The 18917-nt window shown below is 36.1% G+C and carries 19 protein-coding genes; 5 read left to right on the top strand and 14 right to left on the bottom strand.

The features are described 5' to 3' along the window. Positions 1 to 175: 175 nt before the first annotated feature. The 3 genes from ACLJX0_RS11855 to ACLJX0_RS11845 form a co-directional block, all read right to left on the bottom strand. Positions 176 to 703 carry a DUF4334 domain-containing protein gene (locus ACLJX0_RS11855; RefSeq protein ID WP_410880737.1) on the bottom strand — a complete coding sequence of 176 codons (528 nt, stop codon included), beginning with the start codon at positions 701 to 703 and terminating at the stop codon, positions 176 to 178. 242 nt (positions 704 to 945) lie between these two features. Further along, positions 946 to 1527, bottom strand: coding sequence for a Crp/Fnr family transcriptional regulator (locus tag ACLJX0_RS11850; protein WP_410880736.1), 582 nt, complete (start codon positions 1525 to 1527; stop codon positions 946 to 948). Positions 1528 to 1825: 298 nt separating this feature from the next. Further along, positions 1826 to 3865: an LTA synthase family protein gene (locus ACLJX0_RS11845; protein WP_410880735.1), complete on the bottom strand. Its 2040-nt coding sequence runs from the start codon at positions 3863 to 3865 to the stop codon at positions 1826 to 1828. An 864-nt stretch (positions 3866 to 4729) separates the two neighbouring features. Here ACLJX0_RS11845 and ACLJX0_RS11840 point away from each other — a divergent pair. Both ACLJX0_RS11840 and ACLJX0_RS11835 read left to right on the top strand, forming a co-directional pair. Further along, the gene (locus tag ACLJX0_RS11840; RefSeq protein ID WP_410880734.1) at positions 4730 to 5215 is read left to right on the top strand and encodes a hypothetical protein; all 486 of its coding nucleotides are present in this window, start codon (positions 4730 to 4732) and stop codon (positions 5213 to 5215) included. Between the two features lie 166 nt (positions 5216 to 5381). After that, on the top strand, positions 5382 to 5873 hold the full coding sequence (locus ACLJX0_RS11835; RefSeq protein WP_410880733.1) for a hypothetical protein: 492 nt from the start codon (positions 5382 to 5384) through the stop codon (positions 5871 to 5873). A gap of 119 nt (positions 5874 to 5992) precedes the next feature. On the opposite strand, the gene ACLJX0_RS11830 is transcribed toward ACLJX0_RS11835, so the two are convergent. The 3 genes from ACLJX0_RS11830 to ACLJX0_RS11820 all read right to left on the bottom strand — a co-directional run bounded on the left by ACLJX0_RS11830 (position 5993) and on the right by ACLJX0_RS11820 (position 8354). Beyond that, positions 5993 to 7081, bottom strand: coding sequence for a DUF695 domain-containing protein (locus ACLJX0_RS11830; protein ID WP_410880732.1), 1089 nt, complete (start codon positions 7079 to 7081; stop codon positions 5993 to 5995). 48 nt (positions 7082 to 7129) lie between these two features. Next, positions 7130 to 7609 carry a hypothetical protein gene (locus ACLJX0_RS11825; RefSeq protein WP_410880731.1) on the bottom strand — a complete coding sequence of 160 codons (480 nt, stop codon included), beginning with the start codon at positions 7607 to 7609 and terminating at the stop codon, positions 7130 to 7132. A gap of 103 nt (positions 7610 to 7712) precedes the next feature. Next, entirely contained in the window at positions 7713 to 8354 is a 642-nt protein-coding gene (locus tag ACLJX0_RS11820; protein WP_410880730.1) for a DedA family protein, read from the bottom strand. A 500-nt stretch (positions 8355 to 8854) separates the two neighbouring features. Between ACLJX0_RS11820 and ACLJX0_RS11815 the strand changes: the two genes are divergently transcribed. After that, a complete protein-coding gene (locus tag ACLJX0_RS11815) occupies positions 8855 to 9100 on the top strand; it encodes a hypothetical protein (protein WP_410880729.1) in 246 nt (81 codons plus the stop codon). Positions 9101 to 9372: 272 nt separating this feature from the next. Here the strand turns inward: ACLJX0_RS11815 and ACLJX0_RS11810 are convergent, their stop codons facing one another. The 8 genes from ACLJX0_RS11810 to ACLJX0_RS11775 all read right to left on the bottom strand — a co-directional run bounded on the left by ACLJX0_RS11810 (position 9373) and on the right by ACLJX0_RS11775 (position 16819). Next, a complete protein-coding gene (locus ACLJX0_RS11810; RefSeq protein WP_410880728.1) occupies positions 9373 to 10011 on the bottom strand; it encodes a DEAD/DEAH box helicase in 639 nt (212 codons plus the stop codon). 1 nt (position 10012) lies between these two features. Further along, entirely contained in the window at positions 10013 to 11185 is a 1173-nt protein-coding gene (locus tag ACLJX0_RS11805; protein ID WP_410880727.1) for a sigma-54-dependent transcriptional regulator, read from the bottom strand. A 24-nt stretch (positions 11186 to 11209) separates the two neighbouring features. After that, on the bottom strand, positions 11210 to 12514 hold the full coding sequence (locus ACLJX0_RS11800) for an ABC transporter permease (protein ID WP_410880726.1): 1305 nt from the start codon (positions 12512 to 12514) through the stop codon (positions 11210 to 11212). Between the two features lie 2 nt (positions 12515 to 12516). Then, positions 12517 to 13437 (bottom strand): ABC transporter ATP-binding protein, encoded by a 921-nt coding sequence (locus tag ACLJX0_RS11795; protein ID WP_410880724.1) that lies wholly within the window; start codon positions 13435 to 13437, stop codon positions 12517 to 12519. 190 nt (positions 13438 to 13627) lie between these two features. Further along, positions 13628 to 14755 carry a molecular chaperone DnaJ gene (gene dnaJ / locus ACLJX0_RS11790; protein ID WP_410880723.1) on the bottom strand — a complete coding sequence of 376 codons (1128 nt, stop codon included), beginning with the start codon at positions 14753 to 14755 and terminating at the stop codon, positions 13628 to 13630. A 44-nt stretch (positions 14756 to 14799) separates the two neighbouring features. Next, positions 14800 to 15333 (bottom strand): nucleotide exchange factor GrpE, encoded by a 534-nt coding sequence (locus ACLJX0_RS11785; RefSeq protein WP_410880722.1) that lies wholly within the window; start codon positions 15331 to 15333, stop codon positions 14800 to 14802. A gap of 111 nt (positions 15334 to 15444) precedes the next feature. Beyond that, positions 15445 to 16347 (bottom strand): TIGR01777 family oxidoreductase, encoded by a 903-nt coding sequence (locus ACLJX0_RS11780; RefSeq protein ID WP_410880720.1) that lies wholly within the window; start codon positions 16345 to 16347, stop codon positions 15445 to 15447. Between the two features lie 10 nt (positions 16348 to 16357). Continuing rightward, positions 16358 to 16819 carry a DUF4442 domain-containing protein gene (locus ACLJX0_RS11775; RefSeq protein ID WP_410880718.1) on the bottom strand — a complete coding sequence of 154 codons (462 nt, stop codon included), beginning with the start codon at positions 16817 to 16819 and terminating at the stop codon, positions 16358 to 16360. A gap of 291 nt (positions 16820 to 17110) precedes the next feature. Here ACLJX0_RS11775 and ACLJX0_RS11770 point away from each other — a divergent pair, with 291 nt between their 5' ends. Then, entirely contained in the window at positions 17111 to 17452 is a 342-nt protein-coding gene (locus ACLJX0_RS11770) for a PadR family transcriptional regulator (protein ID WP_410880716.1), read from the top strand. Next, a complete protein-coding gene (locus ACLJX0_RS11765) occupies positions 17445 to 18878 on the top strand; it encodes a PspC domain-containing protein (protein WP_410880714.1) in 1434 nt (477 codons plus the stop codon). Before ACLJX0_RS11770 ends, ACLJX0_RS11765 begins: the two co-directional genes overlap by 8 nt. The last annotated feature ends 39 nt before the right edge of the window (positions 18879 to 18917 follow it).

The following is an 18917-nucleotide window of genomic DNA, read 5'->3' as shown; positions in this document are numbered from 1 at the left end:
TAACTCTATATCACACCTTTGTGTTTTATTTAAACTAGTTCATCCAATAAAAATGAAATACACCCTTGCTTCGAACAAGTCATACAATAAAAACGACATTTTTTTTTGACTAGGTATCAGTTGTGTTTAAGATATCAAACTTCAAGTTCGTTACAAGTAGGACTTTCTAGTATCCCTATATATCTAGTTTTAAATTCGATTGATCATCTCTTTCTAAGATAAAGAAAAACGAAGTGGGATCGTCTTTTTTATCCATTACTCCGAGTACTTTAGTATCGTCTATTTTCACAAATACATCGAGTACAGGTAATTCATCGTAAATCATCGTAGCACATAATCGCCCTCTATATTCTGTATTTCGAAGACGTGCTTTCGCTAATTTTGTTTTTTCTAAACCAACCGTTTTATCTTTTTGCTGTGATGAACTTGCAATGCGACCTGTGGGATTAACGGAGAAAATCTCCTTTTTATCTTCAGTAAAGAAAAGCAAAGGATGCACCTCTTCTCTATTTAAAAACATTTTCCCATACCATCCCGTACTCTCCAATTCTCCATCTAATTGATGTTCTGAATAAATAGAATACCCTTTCCATCGTCCAATCATAAAGTCAGCGGTTGCTGGTTCCAATGCGTCAAAGATTTGAAATGCATCTTTCGTACTAGCTTTTTTTTCTTTTAGTAGGGTATCAAGTTTCGCTTTCATATTTTTTATTTCTTTTAAATTTTAATTATTCACAACAATTAATCATAAATTTTAACACATAATTAAAACTTAAATCACTATTGTGTCCTAACAAAGATAAGAATCTCTTTTTATTTTTATTGCCCTAAATAGTGCATTCCTGGATTTAGGTTCTCCTATTTATTTCTTTTACTTCTAGAAAAGCTATAAAAACACGACTAATTAAATATATAATTGAAGCAATACAGCGGTAAAAAATAACCCTATCTATTTTTAAAAAGTCGATTCAACGTATTGCGATGAATACCCAAATAGGATGCTATATAGGAATATGGAAAAAAATGGAATACTTTGGAATAATAGTATCGAAATTTGTCGATTTTAATTTGATTGGAATCTTCTTGTAGGATTTCAATTTTATTGATTGCGTTTTTGATGTTGTACTTAGCGATTACACTTTCAATTTGGGCAAAAACGGGAAATTGTCCATATAAAGCACGAACCTCTTTCAAATTGACCAAATAAAGGATGCATTTTTCATGACATTTGATATACACCTTGGAAGGTTCGTTTTTATGATAACTTTTATAATCTACAACAACGGCATGTTCTACGGGATAGTAAAAATCATGTACTTTCTCACTTCCATCATCATGAAGTGAATAGGCATATAAAGCACCTTCGGTAACAATCCCCATGTGTGTACTCCATTGTCCAAATTCTTGAAAAAAGTCCCCTTTTTGAAGTTCTACCGCTACCATTATTTGCTTTAAGCGCGCTATTTCTTCCTGATTTATCCTTACACTTTGAGTTTCCAGTCCAGAGATTATATCATAGAATGCCATAAAAAAAACTCTTTATTTTGTTATAAATTACTCTAATGTACAAATTGTATCTACTAAAAACACAGGAAATACAGCTCTTTTTTCTATTTCAGTACACTTTTTTTTCATGCCTGACATTTCGTCCATATACCAACATAGTTTGCTTTACATTTTGTTTACTTCACTTTCATCTAGGGTGTTCAATTTAAAAACGAAAATATATAAACTTCTCTTGATGCCTTATTTTTTGTCTGGCTATTGAGGATAAAAAAAAGACTTGCCACACGGTCAAGTCTTTTTTTTACATTTTTTTTATTCGTTATTTTTTATTGCGATGTTGATTGATACTCTTGTAAATTTCTACTGTTTTCATTGTCGTATAGGATTGCATTTTATGTTGTAAATACAACGCATGACTGGAAGAATTGTCTCCCACTTGTAGTTTTCTTTTTTCTGTTCCTTCCCAGGTATAATAATACGGTTGATTATTTTCAATAGCTACTGCTCCTTTATCATCAGCAATAAAGTTATAATCGTTTAACGCAAATCGATGTTCCACAGTCGGGTCAAATAGATTATCTCCTGTATAGAAATAAGATGCATCGGACAGGGCTAAATTGAAAATCGTTGGAAAAATATCTTTGTGTGAAGCCAAAACAGTTTCATCAAAAAAGGCTGGTTTATATTTCTCTGGGATATACATTAAAATTGGAACACTTCTCTTCAAGAATCCTTCCTCTGGGGTATATTCAAAGACCTGACGAATATTGTGGTCCCCAGAGGCAACAATAATGGTATTTTCACCAAGAGGAGAATTTCGAATTTCTTTAATGAAGCGCGCCAATTCTGAAGCCGCATATTGATGGGAGTAAAAGTTAGCATACGCTGTTTTTTCATCAACGCGAATCTTCTTCTTCATATCCTCACTCATTTTAATGGGTTGCTTTTTATAATAGGAAGGCACTTCAAAAGGAGTGTGATTACTAATAGTCAAACCGAAAATAAAGGTAGGCATAGTGGATTCCTTCAGTGTTTCTCTGATGTAGTCAAAGAGATACCCGTCGTGAACGCCCCATGCAAATTCTTCAGCAGCAGAGAATTTCTCTTGGATGAAATTTTTCCCCTGAATCACATCAAACTTTTGCTTCTTAATCATGTTGTCAATATTTCTCCATGAAATACTAGCGCCTGTTAAGAAATACGTTTCATATCCACTTTGTTTAAAAGGCAAGGCGATCGAGCTTGAAAAAGGCGTATCGAAGTAAACTGACTGAGAAATAATCGTTTTGGGCGTACCCAAGATAAAATCTTCCAGCGTTTGAATTGTTCCGTTATACGCTGATAAGCTATTTTTAAAATAGTATAGATTAGGTAATTCCTTACTTAAATCCCCGAGTAAGTTTAATGTTTCGTTATTCAAATCAAAATAGTGATTGCTCATACTTTCCATTTGAAGAAAGACCACATTGGGTGGATTTTGTACTAAAAACTCGTTGTGCTTGGTTCGAGTAAATAAGTTAGCATCAAACAATTCTCTTTCACTTCCTTCTTGGTAACTTCGTTGTACCTCTTCCACACTCGCAAAACCGTTGGCTTGTAATTCACGTTCAATATCTGGATTAATGGCGTTTTCTTTTCGCTCTGAATTCGCGAACTTCAAGGAATACAACGCATTATAACACAAGGAATTAACAAATTCATTTTTGGAAATATTGGTATGTTCTCTTCTCAAAGTAAAAACGCCAACACTTCCTCTCATTCCAATAAAAAACAAAGGAAAAATCAATAATCCAATCAAGCTATAGTATTTTGCACGAGATACAGCAGGTTTCATCATCTTCTGCTGGATACGCTTGCTCCAGAATAGCCATGCTATGATCACAGCGGCATACACCAAAGCAATAGAGAATAACGGATAGTCCGTCCAAACGGAAGTCAATACCGCTTGCGTATCGTCATTAAAAATTCCGAAAAACAACAAGTTGATATGCGATTGAAAAAACTGATAAAAAAAGTAATCAATACTAATCAGCGTCAAAAAGACAATTGCTACAAATAGCAAATAGTAGCGGGCAAAAGTAGTATACCATCGACTAAAGCCTCCTTCATTTTTTCTGGGGATAAACAAGGACGCCAACCAAAAAAGAACCAAGGGCAAAAAACCATAACAAATAGCTGATACGTCAAAACGGGCCCCTACAACAAATGCCTCTACAATCTTTCCCTTTTCATTTTCAAAAATATCAGAAGCGCCATAACTCAAAAGAAAAACGAAACGTCCTAGTGTAAACAATAGAACAAAAAACAAAAAATAGCACAGTCCATTCCAGACTGTTTTTCTAAAAAGCGTGAGATTCATACCTTATTTTTGAGATATTTTGTCCGCAAAAGTAAGAATTTAATCACAGTTCATTCTGTTCTTGACAAAGAAATACCGACTCTTTATCACAAATCTACCACTGCTTCTTCAAAATAAGTATACAAAATAGATGCGAATTCTTTTCTCTTCCCCTCTTATAGTTAAACAACATACATGTAACCCAAAAAAATAACTAGAATTAGGGATTTCGCATGTTGCGAAAATAAATGAATTTTGACTCAAGTAAGATAAAGTAAAAAATTGCGCTGAAAAAAACTATATTATTACTTACAATTTTGTTCTTAATCGCTCGTAGTTTACTAGGAGCGATTTTTTTTTATTTAAACAAAATCCCCCCCTTATCCAATTCTTCCTATTTAGGGAAGAAATAAGGTTATTTTAGGCCATTTTCCTTCCTTTCAAAAGCAATAAACAACAAAATATCAAGTAGTTATATAGTATTGATTTTAGCTTTGTTTGATAGTTGTTCGATAATTGTTCGGCAAAACAGCGGTTTTACAAAGCTCCAAGCTACTTTTACCAAACAAAACTAAAACGAAACCCAAACAAACCCCAATTAAATCAGCCCCCAACCTCACCCAATCTCACCCAATCTCACCCAATCTCACCCAATCTCACTCAATCTCACTCAATCTCACTCACCCTAAAAACCCTAAAAGTAGGGATACCATCCCTCAACAATTTACAGTACTTTTATCCAAACAAACAAGTATTACACGGACTTAGTTGGCATTGCTTTTGTGCAAAATCTGCAGTTGGGTGCTACAGAAGCCTTAATCGATTTCTTACGTCCGTATACTTCTTTATTAATCATAGATTTAGACCAAAAAAAATGCCCATACTATGAAAGTATTTTATCTTTCTTTTTTCGTCCTGACGCTCATGGGATGTAGTTCCTCTCCATTGACGCTTACCCCCACGCAATACAGCTATAGTGGAAAAGAACGAACCCGACAAGTTGATCCAGAAAACCTACCTTTAGAACCTAGTATTCGCTTACGCGAAATCCAATCTTCGTTTTGGGGACGCCAAGCTATTATCGAGGTTCAAGGGTGGTATAGTTCATCAGGGCTTCGCGCTAGAAAATTAGGTCGCATTGATATGACACAAGAGATAGAGGAAAATCAATTAATATTAACCTATTATGTGGCGCCAAAAGGGGGATTTGGAAAAGAAGGCAATCTAATCTACGGTTATAATTACCACCAAACAACTCGTATTAAAATTCCAAAAGAAGTGAAACAATTACAGGTCAAACTGATTGAACAAAATGCCAACAAACAAGAGATTTTAACTTTTAAATCAACCCTATCATTGGTTGATGAATAGTGACATACCTTTTCGTTATCTAGCCTATCCCCTATCAAAGTGCATAAGAATAGGATAACGACTTTTCATTTTAAGCATAATGAAATTTAATGGAGTAAAAGACAAGAGAATACCTTTGATTTTTTATTTTTTTAACTATCTTCACCATAATCATAACTCAATCAATATGAAGCCTTACATATTCAGATTAAACTATTCTTTATTGACGTATTGTCTTACAGCACTCCTAGGAGTACTACTCTTTTTTTACAGCGGTGCAGACGCTCGATACATGTACATTTTACTCTCACTCGCCTTTATATTTAACATCTCTTCGAGCTGTTTCAATGCGCTAACATTTAAGAAATATCACTCGGTTTTATGGCCTTTCTTTTTCAATATCTTTTTACTCCTCCTATTTATCCTCTTTAATGGAGGTATAGGTAATGTTTCTTTTTTCGGATCTAATACCAGTGCATTTACGCTATTTCTCATTACTATGGGATTTAATTCTCATTGGTATATGTTGGTAGAATCAGTTACCTTATCCGATTTTACATTTTTGCTTATCAATGTCCTGCTCTCCTTTATTATTCCAAGCGTAGGCTATAGTATTGGGTATCTCTATACTAGTAAAGTTAAGCAAAATGAAACGTCAACTTGTTCTAATTCAAACTAGAACTAGCGCACATGTAGAAAATCATATTTTCTATTTTAAAACCAGGCAAAAGTAACAGTAGCCAAGGCGGGACATACTAACAAAAAAAGCGCGACTCTAACTAAATCGCACTTTTTTTCTTATCCTTTATAGCGTTCAAAAGACTGCCAATATTTGTCTTTGTAAATGACATAATCAACACTGAAAGCATCGGCATATTTTTTCTTCATCTCATCAATTGCACGAGCAGGTGCTCTAAAATCTTTACAAGCAAAGAAGATATCGCGATTGCCATCGACTGTTTCACGTCCTAAATTCAAATACCCTTGTTCATCTGGTAAAAGTTCAACTAACTCATCTTCTACTTGATTCAACAATTGATAGGTAGTTTCATCTGGAAATCCGTTTTGATTGGCTTTAAAGGCGATCTCTACGCGTACAACCCACGGATGTGAGGCTTTGGCATCCCAGTCCAATAAGGTACGATTTATCATCGCAAGTAAGGGCATACCATTGTCTAACGTTGCTTCCAGTCCCACATAAGCATCATTTTCTGTATTATAGCGGGTTCCTTCATATTTTTCAACACATTCTTTTTCTCTCCACACCAAGTAATCCTTGAGTTTTAAGATGGATATCAATTCGCCTTCCGCTTGTTCAGGTCCTACTACTTTGAGACTATCAATAGAAGTAATAGCATTTAATTCACCTAGAAAATTATCTAAAAAGATAAATACACCATTGGTAATCATTTGTTTATCATTTTCTGTAAAATCATCGTACACGATAACCAAATCCACTTCATCGGGATACTGAGGGTGTTCAATAGCGGAAAAATGGATTTTCTCCTTTGAAAATTCATAATTATTCATGCGGATATTAAAGCGATTGATGTCTACAGCAGGTTTTAAGGCCGTAAATTTCCAATGCGATAATTGTGGAGCTGCATGTACCAAGTCTTCGATAAAAGCGATATCCTTCACTGCACCATCGGGTGTAAAAATCAACTCGGCTACCGTCTCATCCATCATTCCTGAAAGGAAGTAAATCCCTTCTCTTAATTCTTTTAATCTTGGAGCCAAGCGATCAAAGAATTGTTCTTCTATGCGCTCATGTCCTTTTACTACCTTATAAAAGGTTTGTTCATTTTCTTGAAACCACGCCCAGAACTCAGCTAGCGTGTGAATTGGTTTTTCTTTTTTAGCAAAAATATTTTTTAATATACTCATAAAACTAGTGGTATAAAACCTTACTGATACTGTATCAACAAGGTAGGGTTATGATTCTATTCTAGCTTGTATGGCTTCTAACCACACGTGAGGTTGATTAACTACAAATGTAAACGTCATTCCTCCTTGGGTTTGAATCAAGAGACCGCGATTGTACAAGCCCAAAAAGGAATAATATTGAATCTTTTTAATATTCCTCCAGTCTACAGCCCACGTACTTGATACAAAGGCTTTAGTATCGGGTTCAAAACATAACTGTTTATCCGTAGCATATAATACCCCAACTACAGTAGATGTTTTGATCAATTGATGCGCTACTCCATAGAAAGCAACGGATTGATTGTCCCCCCCCTCAAAAGCAAGCTTTTTTTTCTTGATTTGTAGTTTAAAGAAAATAAACCACCAAAACACAGCAAAAAAAGTTGTTTGAAACAGTAATCTTACTGGTTGTATTGCTTCGCCATCAGCCAATTGAAACAAACAATGAACTCCCGCATAGCTTACTCCCGTAATTAAACTGAGGTACACCTGATACTTGGGCTCTATGGCTATGGTATTTCCTCCTATTTTCTATTTTACAACTTCTCTAATTGGCTTAAAGATACCAAAAATAAAAGGGCATGTTCCTTTCTTAGGACTGTTTCTTCACTTTCGCCTTAATAAATTCGAAAATAATCGGTAAAATAGAAATAAAGATAATGAGTAGTGCAATTTTGGAAAAGTTGTCTTTTACAATGGGTAAGTTTCCTAAGAAATATCCAGCTAGGGTTAACCCGACAACCCACACAATTCCACCAATCACATTATAAGTCATAAATACCTTATAACGCATGCTTCCTACTCCTGCAACAAAAGGTGCTAAGGTGCGGACAATTGGTATAAATCGCGCAATGACAATGGTACGTTCCCCATATTTTTCGTAAAAGGCATGGGTTTTATCTAGGTGTTCTTCTTTAATCACTTGCTTGCCAAATAAGCGAATATGCGTCATGCGCATGCCTACTTTTCTTCCAATATAATAATTGAGAGAATCTCCTGAAATAGCAGCAATTAGGAGCAAGATAATTGCTAGGGTAATATCTAATTCGGACGATTGAGCCACAAGCATGCCCGTTGCAAAGAGCAGTGAATCCCCTGGTAAGAAAGGCATAATCACCAATCCCGTTTCTACGAAGATGATTAAAAATAAAATTGCGTAAATCCACGCGCCATAATTCGCAATCAGCGTATGTAAGTATTGGTCTATGTGAAAGATAAAATCTAATAACTCCATATGTTCTGTAAGTGAGTGTAAATTGATCGATTTAGTTTGTCTCACAAAGATGTAAAGATTATTCTAATTTGAAAGAAAAAAATTATGCATTTATGAAAATGAAATTTTACATCTAACTTTAGCATCTCTATACAAAAATGGTCTGTTTTTTGTATTTTTATCTTGTATTATAAATTGAAATTACACCACCTTAAAATAGATAAATACCATAGGCATTTTACTTTGGCAACTATTCTTACTTTTTATCTTTATTTTTATGTTTTACAACTTTTACTTGCTGGGTCAATCTGGTTACTCCGGGCAACAAAAAGTACTGTATAGCTTGCTCATCTTATTTTTACCGCTTTTTGGAAGTCTCATTTATTTCTTTTTTTTCCGCAAAGAAGGGAGAAAAACAACTTATAGAGTGAAGTGAAAAAAGTTTTTTTATGCAATAGCTATCGTTGATTGAGAAAAATTAAATATTTTTATCCTTCTAATAGGAGCTTAAAACCAACATTATGCAACTGTACAACACATTATTACTGACAACTACAGGAACAACCCTCGTCTCATTACAGACGATTACGGTTATGTTACACCTGTGCTTTTGGGTTGCTTTTTTGGTTATTCTCCTGCGCTTTTGTCGCGATTATTTCCTTTATAAACATCGCTTTTCCCAAGCGATACAAAGGCGTACAGCTCCTTTGATTGTATTGGCTATTGCTTATGCCGTAATCATGTTTTCGATTTATTTTTTGTGGTAAGTGGTGAGGATTGTAGGAGGCTTTTTTGTTGGTTACTTTTTTGCTCGTGTAAGCAATAATTAAAAAGAGTATCTTTTTGGGGTGAGGTTTGGTGAGAATTTGGTGAGGTTTGTTTAATCTCTTCTTTTATAAGAAAATCATGCAGTGTGAAAAGTAGTTTTATCGAAAGCCAAAGAACAAAGAACAAAGAACAAAAGCCAAACAACAAAAAAAGACGAATCTCCATTCGCCCTTTTTTATTTATTTGATATTCAAAGTTTTCCACTCTTTATTTACTCTTCTTCATCCTCTTCGTAAAAATCAAGCCATTCTACATCTTCGGTCATTGTTTTTTCTACAAACATATCCAGTTGTTCAACGTAATCCGTAGCAAAGTACACGCGTTGTGTTTTTCCAATACTTTCAGATAAGCGATACAAACGCGGTTCATGTCTGTTTCTCAATTGTTGATCAACATCATCAATGATATACATTTTGAGCTGATTCACATCAAATCCAGCCCCGCTAAACATTAAATTTAATCGTTCTGCCGTTCCAATCAAGATATCATTACCCAATGACATTTGATTTTTATCATCATCTAAATCGGTATAATCGTGTACACCGAATACACGGATATCCATTTTAGACCCTAGTTGATTGAATTCTTCCACCAAGCGTTCTACTTCAAATTTATCTTTTACTACGATTAAAACACGTGTAGAGATCATATCATCTACTGGTGCTTCTACGCGTTGCAAAGCTGCAATAAGTAGGGCTGTTGTTTTTCCTTCTTCTTTGGGTGCAAGCAAGACAAAATCCTGTCCACTTTTGATTCGCCCAAAGGTAGATTTCTGTAAGATTGTTGGTTCTTCAAATCCTTGTTGACTCAAGTTTTGTTGTAAAACCGGGTGTATTTTTTTTAATTTCATATTATTTTGTAGCAAATAGCTTTACGTCTTCTAATGTTACTTCGTTTCCTCCTAAAATAATCAATCGTTCAATGACATTGCGCAGCTCTCGGATGTTTCCACTCCAATCGTACTGTTGCAAAAGCGCTATAGCTTCTGCCGTAAATTTCTTAGGTGCTGTTCCTTGTTCTGCGGCAATTTGTTTGACAAAATGATGCAACAACAAAGGTATATCATCTCTGCGGTCATTCAAAGCAGGTACTTTGATTAAGATAACTGCTAATCGATGGTATAAATCTTCTCTAAAACGACCTTCTTCAATTTCCTTGCGCAAATCTTTATTCGTAGCGGCCAATACGCGAACGTCAATCTTCTGATCTTTCTCTGCTCCCACGCGAGTAATAACATTTTCTTGTAGCGCGCGCAATACTTTAGCTTGAGCAGGTAAGCTCATATCGCCAATTTCATCTAAAAAGATGGTTCCTTTATCTGCCAATTCAAACTTTCCTGGACGATCTTTTACCGCAGAAGTAAAGGCCCCTTTAACATGTCCAAACAATTCACTTTCGATGAGTTCAGCTGGAATTGCTGCACAGTTTACCTCAATCAATGGTTTTACAGCTCGCGGACTTTGTGCGTGAATCTGATGAGCAACCAATTCTTTTCCTGTTCCATTTGGTCCCGTAATTAATACACGAGCTTCTGTGGGTGCCACCTTTTCAATCATCGCACTAATTTGTTGAATCGATTCGTTTGCGCCAATAATTTCGTATTTTTTAGAAACTTTTTTCTTTAGAATAGTGTTTTCAACAACCAATTGACTCTTGTCTAGAGCGTTGCGAACGGTGGTCAATAAGCGGTTTAAATCCGGTGGCTTAGAAATATAATCAAAAGCCCCTAATTTCATTGTATTAATAGCCGTTTCCAAATCACCATGTCCCGAAATCATCACAAAAATAGTTTCTGGCTTGATTTTTTTAGCCTCAACAAGCAATTCTTCTCCACTCATTTTCGGCATTTTAATATCCGAAATGACCAAATCATACTCTTCTTGAGCAATCATTTTCAATCCTTCTTCTCCATCAGCTGCTGCATCTACTTTATACAAAGGAGATTCATCTTCTAATATGCGTACTAAAACGCGGCGAATCGCAGCTTCATCCTCTACGATTAGTATTTTAGATTCTTTACTCATACTCTTATGCTTTAGCACTACTGATTAATACTTCAACCATTTATACAGTTCTTTCCATGATGGGCGCTTGCCATACATCAAAATACCAATGCGGTAAATTTTTGCAGCCAACCATACCGTTAAGATAAAAGTGGCAAACAACAAGACTATCGACACAATAATTTGCCAAATCGGCACACCGAAAGGAATACGCATCAACATCACGATTGGAGAAGTAAATGGAATCATCGAAAACACAGTAGCCACAGTTCCGTGTGGGTCTTTGATTACCGTAAAGAAACCGATATACACGCCTAGCATCAACGGTAGCATTACCGGGAATAAGAACTGCTGTGTATCTGTTTCATTATCTACAGCAGCCCCAATAGCTGCGTATAGGGAACTATATAGGAAATACCCTCCAATAAAGAAAATAATAAAATAGATAAACCAAGATAATAAGGGTAAACTCATAATCTCCGTCATATAGTTCTGGATATCGCTCATCACACTTGGATCCATCGTTGTGGCCATTTGTGCAGCTTCCATATTTGCTGCTCCAGCATTCAATCCGAAAACAGAGGTAGCCACCAGCATCAGAATACCACCAACAACTCCCCAAATTAAGAATTGTAACAACCCCGCCATAGAGGTACCGATGATTTTCCCCATCATCAATTGAAAAGGTTTTACCGAAGAAATAATCACCTCAATGATTCGATTGGTTTTCTCTTCAATAACAGAACGCATCACCATATTACCATAAATAATAATAAACATCATGATGCAATAACCAAATATTGATCCGATAAAAATCTTAATCTCATTTAATCCTTTTACCGTTTGTTCTCCAGAAGCTTTTTCTAAATGTAAATTTACTTCCGCCTGATTTTCTTTGATAATCTGAGGATCAATTCCTTTTGCAATTAAATTTAAACTCGAGACTTTATTCTCAATCGTCGATTCGATTTTACTGATAAATGCAATCCCTGGACTTTCATTAGAGATATAATAAATCGAATTTTCATAGGCCGTGACTTGTTCTTGCTTGGGAATGTATAACAACCCATCGTATTTTTCTGCCAAAACACTATCTTTTAGAATAGCAATCGGTACAGCGGACAAATCTTGGTAGTCGTATTCTTCGGAACTCTCAAAGTCCGCGCTGAATATTCCACTTTCATCGTGAATTGCGATTACTTTGGTGGTAGACTTCATCGTACTTAAATACCCAATAAGTACAGCAACAGCCACGAAGAAAAGAGGAGCTAAAAACGTCATAACAATAAATGCCTTATTACGCGCTTTTGCGATAAACTCTCTTTTTATAATTAGTTTTAAAACACTCATACCTATTTACTTACAGTTTGAATAAAAATATCATTTGCCGTTGGCAGTTTCTCAACAAAATGGGTGACTTGACCATTGTTGGACAAAATGTGTAACAACTCATTAGGCAGAGCTTGCCCTAAATCAATTTCCAATTGCAATTCATCATTTAACGATTTAAATGAGGTAGGTTGAACGGTAAATTTTTGAGCTAATTCAAACATTAATCGATGTACATCACTAGATAGAATCCCCACTTGGTATAGATTGGTGCGGAAATCTCTTTTCACGTCAACTAAGCGTCCTTCAATTAACTTATTGGATTTGTGAATCAGAGCAATATAATCACACATTTCTTCCACACTTTCCATACGGTGGGTAGAAAAGATAATGGTTGCTCCTTTTTCTTTAAGTTCTAAAATTTCATCCTTAATAATATTGGCATTCACAGGGTCAAAGCCAGAAAAAGGTTCATCAAAAATCAACAACTTAGGTTTGTGAAGTACCGTCACCACAAATTGAATTTTTTGTGCCATTCCTTTGGATAGCTCTTGAATCTTTTTATCCCACCAACCTTTGATATCCAGTTTATCAAACCAATAATCCAATTGTTCTTTCGCTTCAGCTTTACTCAACCCTTTCAATTGAGCTAAATATAGCGCTTGTTCTCCTACTTTCATGGTTTTATACAGCCCTCTTTCTTCGGGCATATACCCTATGTCTTTAATGTGATAAGGGCTTAAAGGCTGACCATCGAGAATAATCTGCCCTTGATCAGGATAGGTGATTTGATTTATAATCCGAATTAGGGATGTTTTCCCTGCCCCGTTTGGGCCAAGTAAGCCGTAAATAGATCCTTTCGGTACGGCCAGTGAAACATTATTTAAAGCTATTTTATCAGAATATCTTTTTTCAACATTTTTAACTTCTAAGATAGGTTGCATCAATCGATCTTTTATATTTCTTGTAAAAATAAATCATTTATTTCAACTTGCGAAGAGCAAGGGATATTTTGATTACGAATAGGCATAAAAAAACCCAACCTCATATTGCTATAAGGTTGGGAAAAATTGCTATGAAAAAGAAAATCCACTGTTTAATAAGTGTGCATCAAATGTATGATAACTTTTCTAATTATGAAAACATTTCTTTGACTTTTTCGAAAAAAGATTTATCTCCCTTACCAGGAGTAGGTTTAAAGTTGCCATCTTCTTGCATTTTTTCGAAAAACTCTTTCTGTTCTTTTGTCAGTTTTTTTGGTGTCCAAACGTTGATATGAACGAGTAAATCACCACTGCCATAACTATTTAGATGTGGCAATCCTTTTCCTCTTAGACGAAGTATTTTACCTGACTGGATTCCTTCTTCTAATTTAATGCGCACATTTCCTGTTACAGTGTAAATTTCTTTATTTCCACCTAAGGCAGCTTCCGAGAAGCTAATATAAAGGTCATAATGTAGATTATCTCCTTCTCTTTTTAGTGTCTCGTGTTCTAATTCTTCGACCACCACTAATAAATCGCCAGGAACACTATTATTTCCTGGTGCTTCATTTCCTTTACCTGCCACTTTCAATTGCATGCCTTCTGCCACGCCTGCAGGAATTTTGATTGAAACGGTTTCTTCTTGTAGAATCATCCCTTCTGCGTCCGATCCTGTTGGTTTTTGGTCAATCATCTGCCCCGACCCTTGACACGTATGACAAGGTGACGCCGTTTGCATACGACCAAATACCGTATTGGCTATTTTCGTTACTTGTCCTGTTCCATTACACGTTGAACACGTTTTATAGGTAACGCCTGCTGCTTTGATTTTGCGTTTTACTTTAACTTTCTTCTCTACGCCATTAGCGATATCTTCTAAAGTTAATTTTACTTTAATACGCAAGCTAGTTCCTTTGGCTCTGCGTTGACCTCCGCCACCGCCAAAACCACCAAATCCGCCGAAACCACCGCCGCCGAACGCACTACCGAAAATATCTCCGAACTGACTGAAGATATCATCCATGTTCATATGACTTCCACCATATCCTCCGCCACCTTCAAATGCAGCATGTCCATATTGATCGTAACGCGCTTTTTTATCCGCATCACTCAACACTTCATATGCTTCTGCAGCTTCTTTGAATTTCTCCTCTGCTTCTTTATCCCCTGGATTTTTATCTGGGTGAAATTCAATCGCTTTTTTGCGGTATGCCTTCTTAATAGTAGCAGCATCTGCTCCTTTGTCAATACCTAATATTTCGTAATAATCTTTCTTCATTTAGATTCTGAGTTTCTATTAATAAATTGGTCCAATCCTTTGTGTTATTGACCAATAACAACCTTTGGAAAACGAATAATCTTATCTCCCAATTTATACCCTTTTTCAACTACATCCACCACTTTGCCTTTTAGGTCATCACCTGCTGGAATTTGTGTAATTGCTTCCGATAAATCTGCATTGAAAACATCTCCGCTTTGGATGACTACTTCTTCCAATCCTTTTGCTCCCAACGTGTCAATTAATTTAGATGAAATTAAGCGAACTCCAGTTAAATGATCACTCTCTCCTTGTTTTTCTAATTCAGCTAACGCACGTCCGAAATCATCTAAAATCGGTAGCATGGCTGACATAACTTCTTCATTGGCTGTTTTAAACAACTCTAAACGCTCCTTAGAAGTACGTCGTTTATAGTTCTCAAACTCTGCAAATAAGCGCAAATACTTGTCTTTTTCTTCCGCTAATTTAGCATTTAACGTATCTTCTACAGACTCCGTCGTGTCAGTTGTAGCCTGCGTTTCTTGCGTATTCGATGTGTTCACATCCACCTCTTCCTTATTTATATCTTTATTTTCCATACTAATAGCATACAATTTATGTTGCTTTCTCTTCATCAAATCCTTTGCCAAGTATAGATTTATGTCATAATGACAGTTTTTGAAAAGGGGTTAACCGTTAACCGTTAACTATCAACCGTACAATGCAGAAAATGCTTGAGGAAGTGTTGGGAATTCAAATTGAAAATCCAATTCTAGCAAGCGCTGACAACGAATCTGTTGTCCTTCTGTTACCAGCATGGCCTTTTCACCTAAAACAAGGCGAAGCACCCCAGCGGGTACAGCTGGTAACAACATCTTGCGGTGGAGTGCCTGAGCGAGTAGTTTTGTAAATTGCTTATTCGTTTCTGGATTTGGGGCTACTGCATTAAATGCGCCAGCAAGGTGGCGTTGTTTAACGAAGAGAAAAATGCGGACTAAATCCTGCAAGTGTATCCAGGAATAGTACTGTTTTCCAGAACCTAAAGGAGAAGCTAAATAGTAGTTCGCCATTTGTTCGATATGAGGCAAGGCTCCTCCTTCTCGAGCGAGTACCAATCCGATACGCAAAAGAGCCACTTGAATCCCTAAGTCAACAAATCGCCTATTTTCACCTTCCCATTGTTGAACCACCTGACCTAAGAAATTCGTTGCAGGCGTATAGTGCTCTTCTGTTTGAACCTCTGCCAAAGTATCATATATACCTACTGCAGAAGCACAAATAATCTGTTTCACTTGGTGGGGATAGGTACTTAAGAGTTGATATAACGTTTGAGAAGCCTCTACCCGACTACGCACAATCAGCTGTTTACCTTGTTTAGACCAAGAACCACTAATGGAACTACCAGCCAAGTGAATAATGACTTCTACTCCAGTTAAGCAATTGGGATCGATTTCACGGGTTTGGGGATTCCAATAATACCCTTGACAACCGGGTATGGCATTTCGTTTATTTTTAGCTGTAGTCAAGAATACAACCTCCTCTCCTTCCGCTTTTAATTGCTTCAGTAATGCTCTTCCTACTAATCCTGTTGCTCCTGTAACTAAAACACGCATAATCAACTCTTTATTTCTTGGTGCGAACTTTTAAGGTCCACTCAAAATTAAAAACAGAAACCTCATCGCCTTTTTCATCAACGCCAATTGATTTCATCCAGATTGTCACACCTTCTTGGGTATCAATCGTCTTTTGAATAGCTTCATCCAACAAATGTCCATCCACACAAGTAAACGAAATCTTACCCGTTGCTTTTTTTACAAAAACAGAATTATTTTGCGCCACTAACATTGAAATACGGGCACCACTGTCGTGAATTTTCTTCATCACTAAAGCTCCCGTAGACAACTCGGCCGCCATAGCTTGTACAGCAAAATACATCGAACGAAAGGGATTTTGATTCGCCCATTTATGTCGTACCGTTGTTGTGGCTGTAGTATCAGAAATACTTCTTAATCGCACGCCTGTCCAATAGGCCGAAGGTAACTTGAAGAATAAAAATTTATTAATCGATGAAACAGAAAATTCCATAATATGACTCTTTTAATTCCCCCTAAATATACGAATTTATACTATTGCATCAATCCTTCCGTAAAATATAAACACCGCTTTTCTTCTTTATCCCCTTCTCATGAACACTAAACAGCTCTTAACAAATCAGCACACAAAAAAACAACAAACAACTGAAAATAAACCAATTGACTATTAAAAACATATAAACACCAACACTTTATTTGTTAAATTAAAGTTAATAATAAGTACTTTGTTATACATAGTACATGCTTTTAGCTATATCTTTGCATAAGATAAATCATTGAACCTATGAATAGTGAAAATACAAAAGCTCAAATGCGCAAGGGTATCTTGGAGTTCTGTATTCTATCCATTCTAAAAGAGCGCGATTATTATACCTCTGAAATACTCGAGGAACTTAAAAAAGTAAAGCTTTTAGTGGTAGAAGGAACAGTATATCCTTTATTAACAAGACTCAAGAATGGGGATTTGTTAAGCTATCGATGGGAGGAGTCTAATGCTGGTCCACCGAGAAAATATTACAAACTAACAGAGAAAGGCGAATTATTTTTAGCCGAACTATCAGAAACCTGGGAAGAATTAGCGAATGCTGTTCAAGAAATAACCACAAAAACGCAAGACAATGAATAGAACCTTAACAATAAATATTGGTGGTTTAGTTTTTCACATTGAAGAGCAAGCCTTCCAACGTTTGGATCAATACATCAAAGCGATTCGCCGATCCATTCCAATTGAAGAACAAGATGAAGTGGTTCAAGACATTGAATTGCGCATTGCGGAGATATTCAATTCCAAAATAACCCCAACCAAACAAGTGATTACTTCAGAGGATGTGGAGGAAGTGATTCAAATCATGGGTCGTCCAGAGGATTACTCCATCGATGAGGAGCAAACGTATCAGCACAGTGAGCAAACGTATTACAGAGAGAAAAAGCTATTTCGCGACACGGATAACCGCATTTTAGGTGGTGTATTAGCAGGGTTAGCCCATTACTTCAAAATCGACACCATTTGGATCCGCTTGATTTTCATCTTTTTGGTTTTCTTCTATGGAACGGGTATTCTGTTGTACTTTGTGTTGTGGATTATCATTCCCAGTGCAAAAACGACCAGTGAAAAATTGGATATGATGGGTGAACCTGTCAATATAGAGACCATTGAACGCAAGATACGTGAAGGGGTGGACTACACAACAAGCAAAATTAACAACATCGACTACGAAAAATTCAAAGCCCAAACACAACGAGCCACGAATCAAGGTACCAAAGTAATTCGCTATATTTTAGGAATTGGTTTTATTATTGTCGCAGTCATTGGAATGTTGATTAGTTTTTTCGTCAACTTGATGATTATCGTGAACACCAACTTCATGTTGAATGAATTTGACTTCCCTTCGGCCTTTCTTGATCCTAGCATTCCAAAATGGATTCTACATACCTTCATTAGTTTAATTACGTTCTTGCCTTTCATTATTATGTTGTTGTTAGGATTAAAATTACTCTACACCAATATGAAGTACATTTGGATTACGGCTATTAGTATTTTTGTTTTGTGGATCGGTAGTTTAATTGGGTTATCTGTCGTGATGATCAACAGCGAAACAGGAAGTTTTTTTAAGCCTAAAACAGAATATCAATATAAAGTAATCTATGGTAATAAGGAGTCCACAGAAGATTATTTTTTATTTTCAACCGACAAAGATTTGGTCTTACAACTAAATAATAATGAACATCTTAACACTAACTACCTAGACAAGATCGAAATTGTACCTTCCTATCAAGATCAGGCCTATGGAAAGTTGGGGAATACAGGAAATACCCATCAAGCTGTTATGAAAACAACAGAAAACGATACAAGCTTTATCGTTGAAGTTACAGAAGAACAATTGAAGCTTGATCCTACCTTTTCTCTCTATCTGCCGATAGGCAAAAAGATACAGATTGACGACAAAGTAAAACCGTACTTGTTTACGGATGTTCAATCAAGTATTCAACCAGGAATTCACTGGTATGAGATGGGAGATGATTTTAACTTACATTGCACCGATTGCAACTAAAAAAAGGGAGTTCCACGGAACTCCCTTTTTTTATATGCT

This window comes from Myroides sp. DW712 (assembly GCF_046557355.1).
Taxonomy (GTDB): domain Bacteria; phylum Bacteroidota; class Bacteroidia; order Flavobacteriales; family Flavobacteriaceae; genus Flavobacterium.
This window is presented reverse-complemented; position numbering and strand designations above follow the sequence as displayed.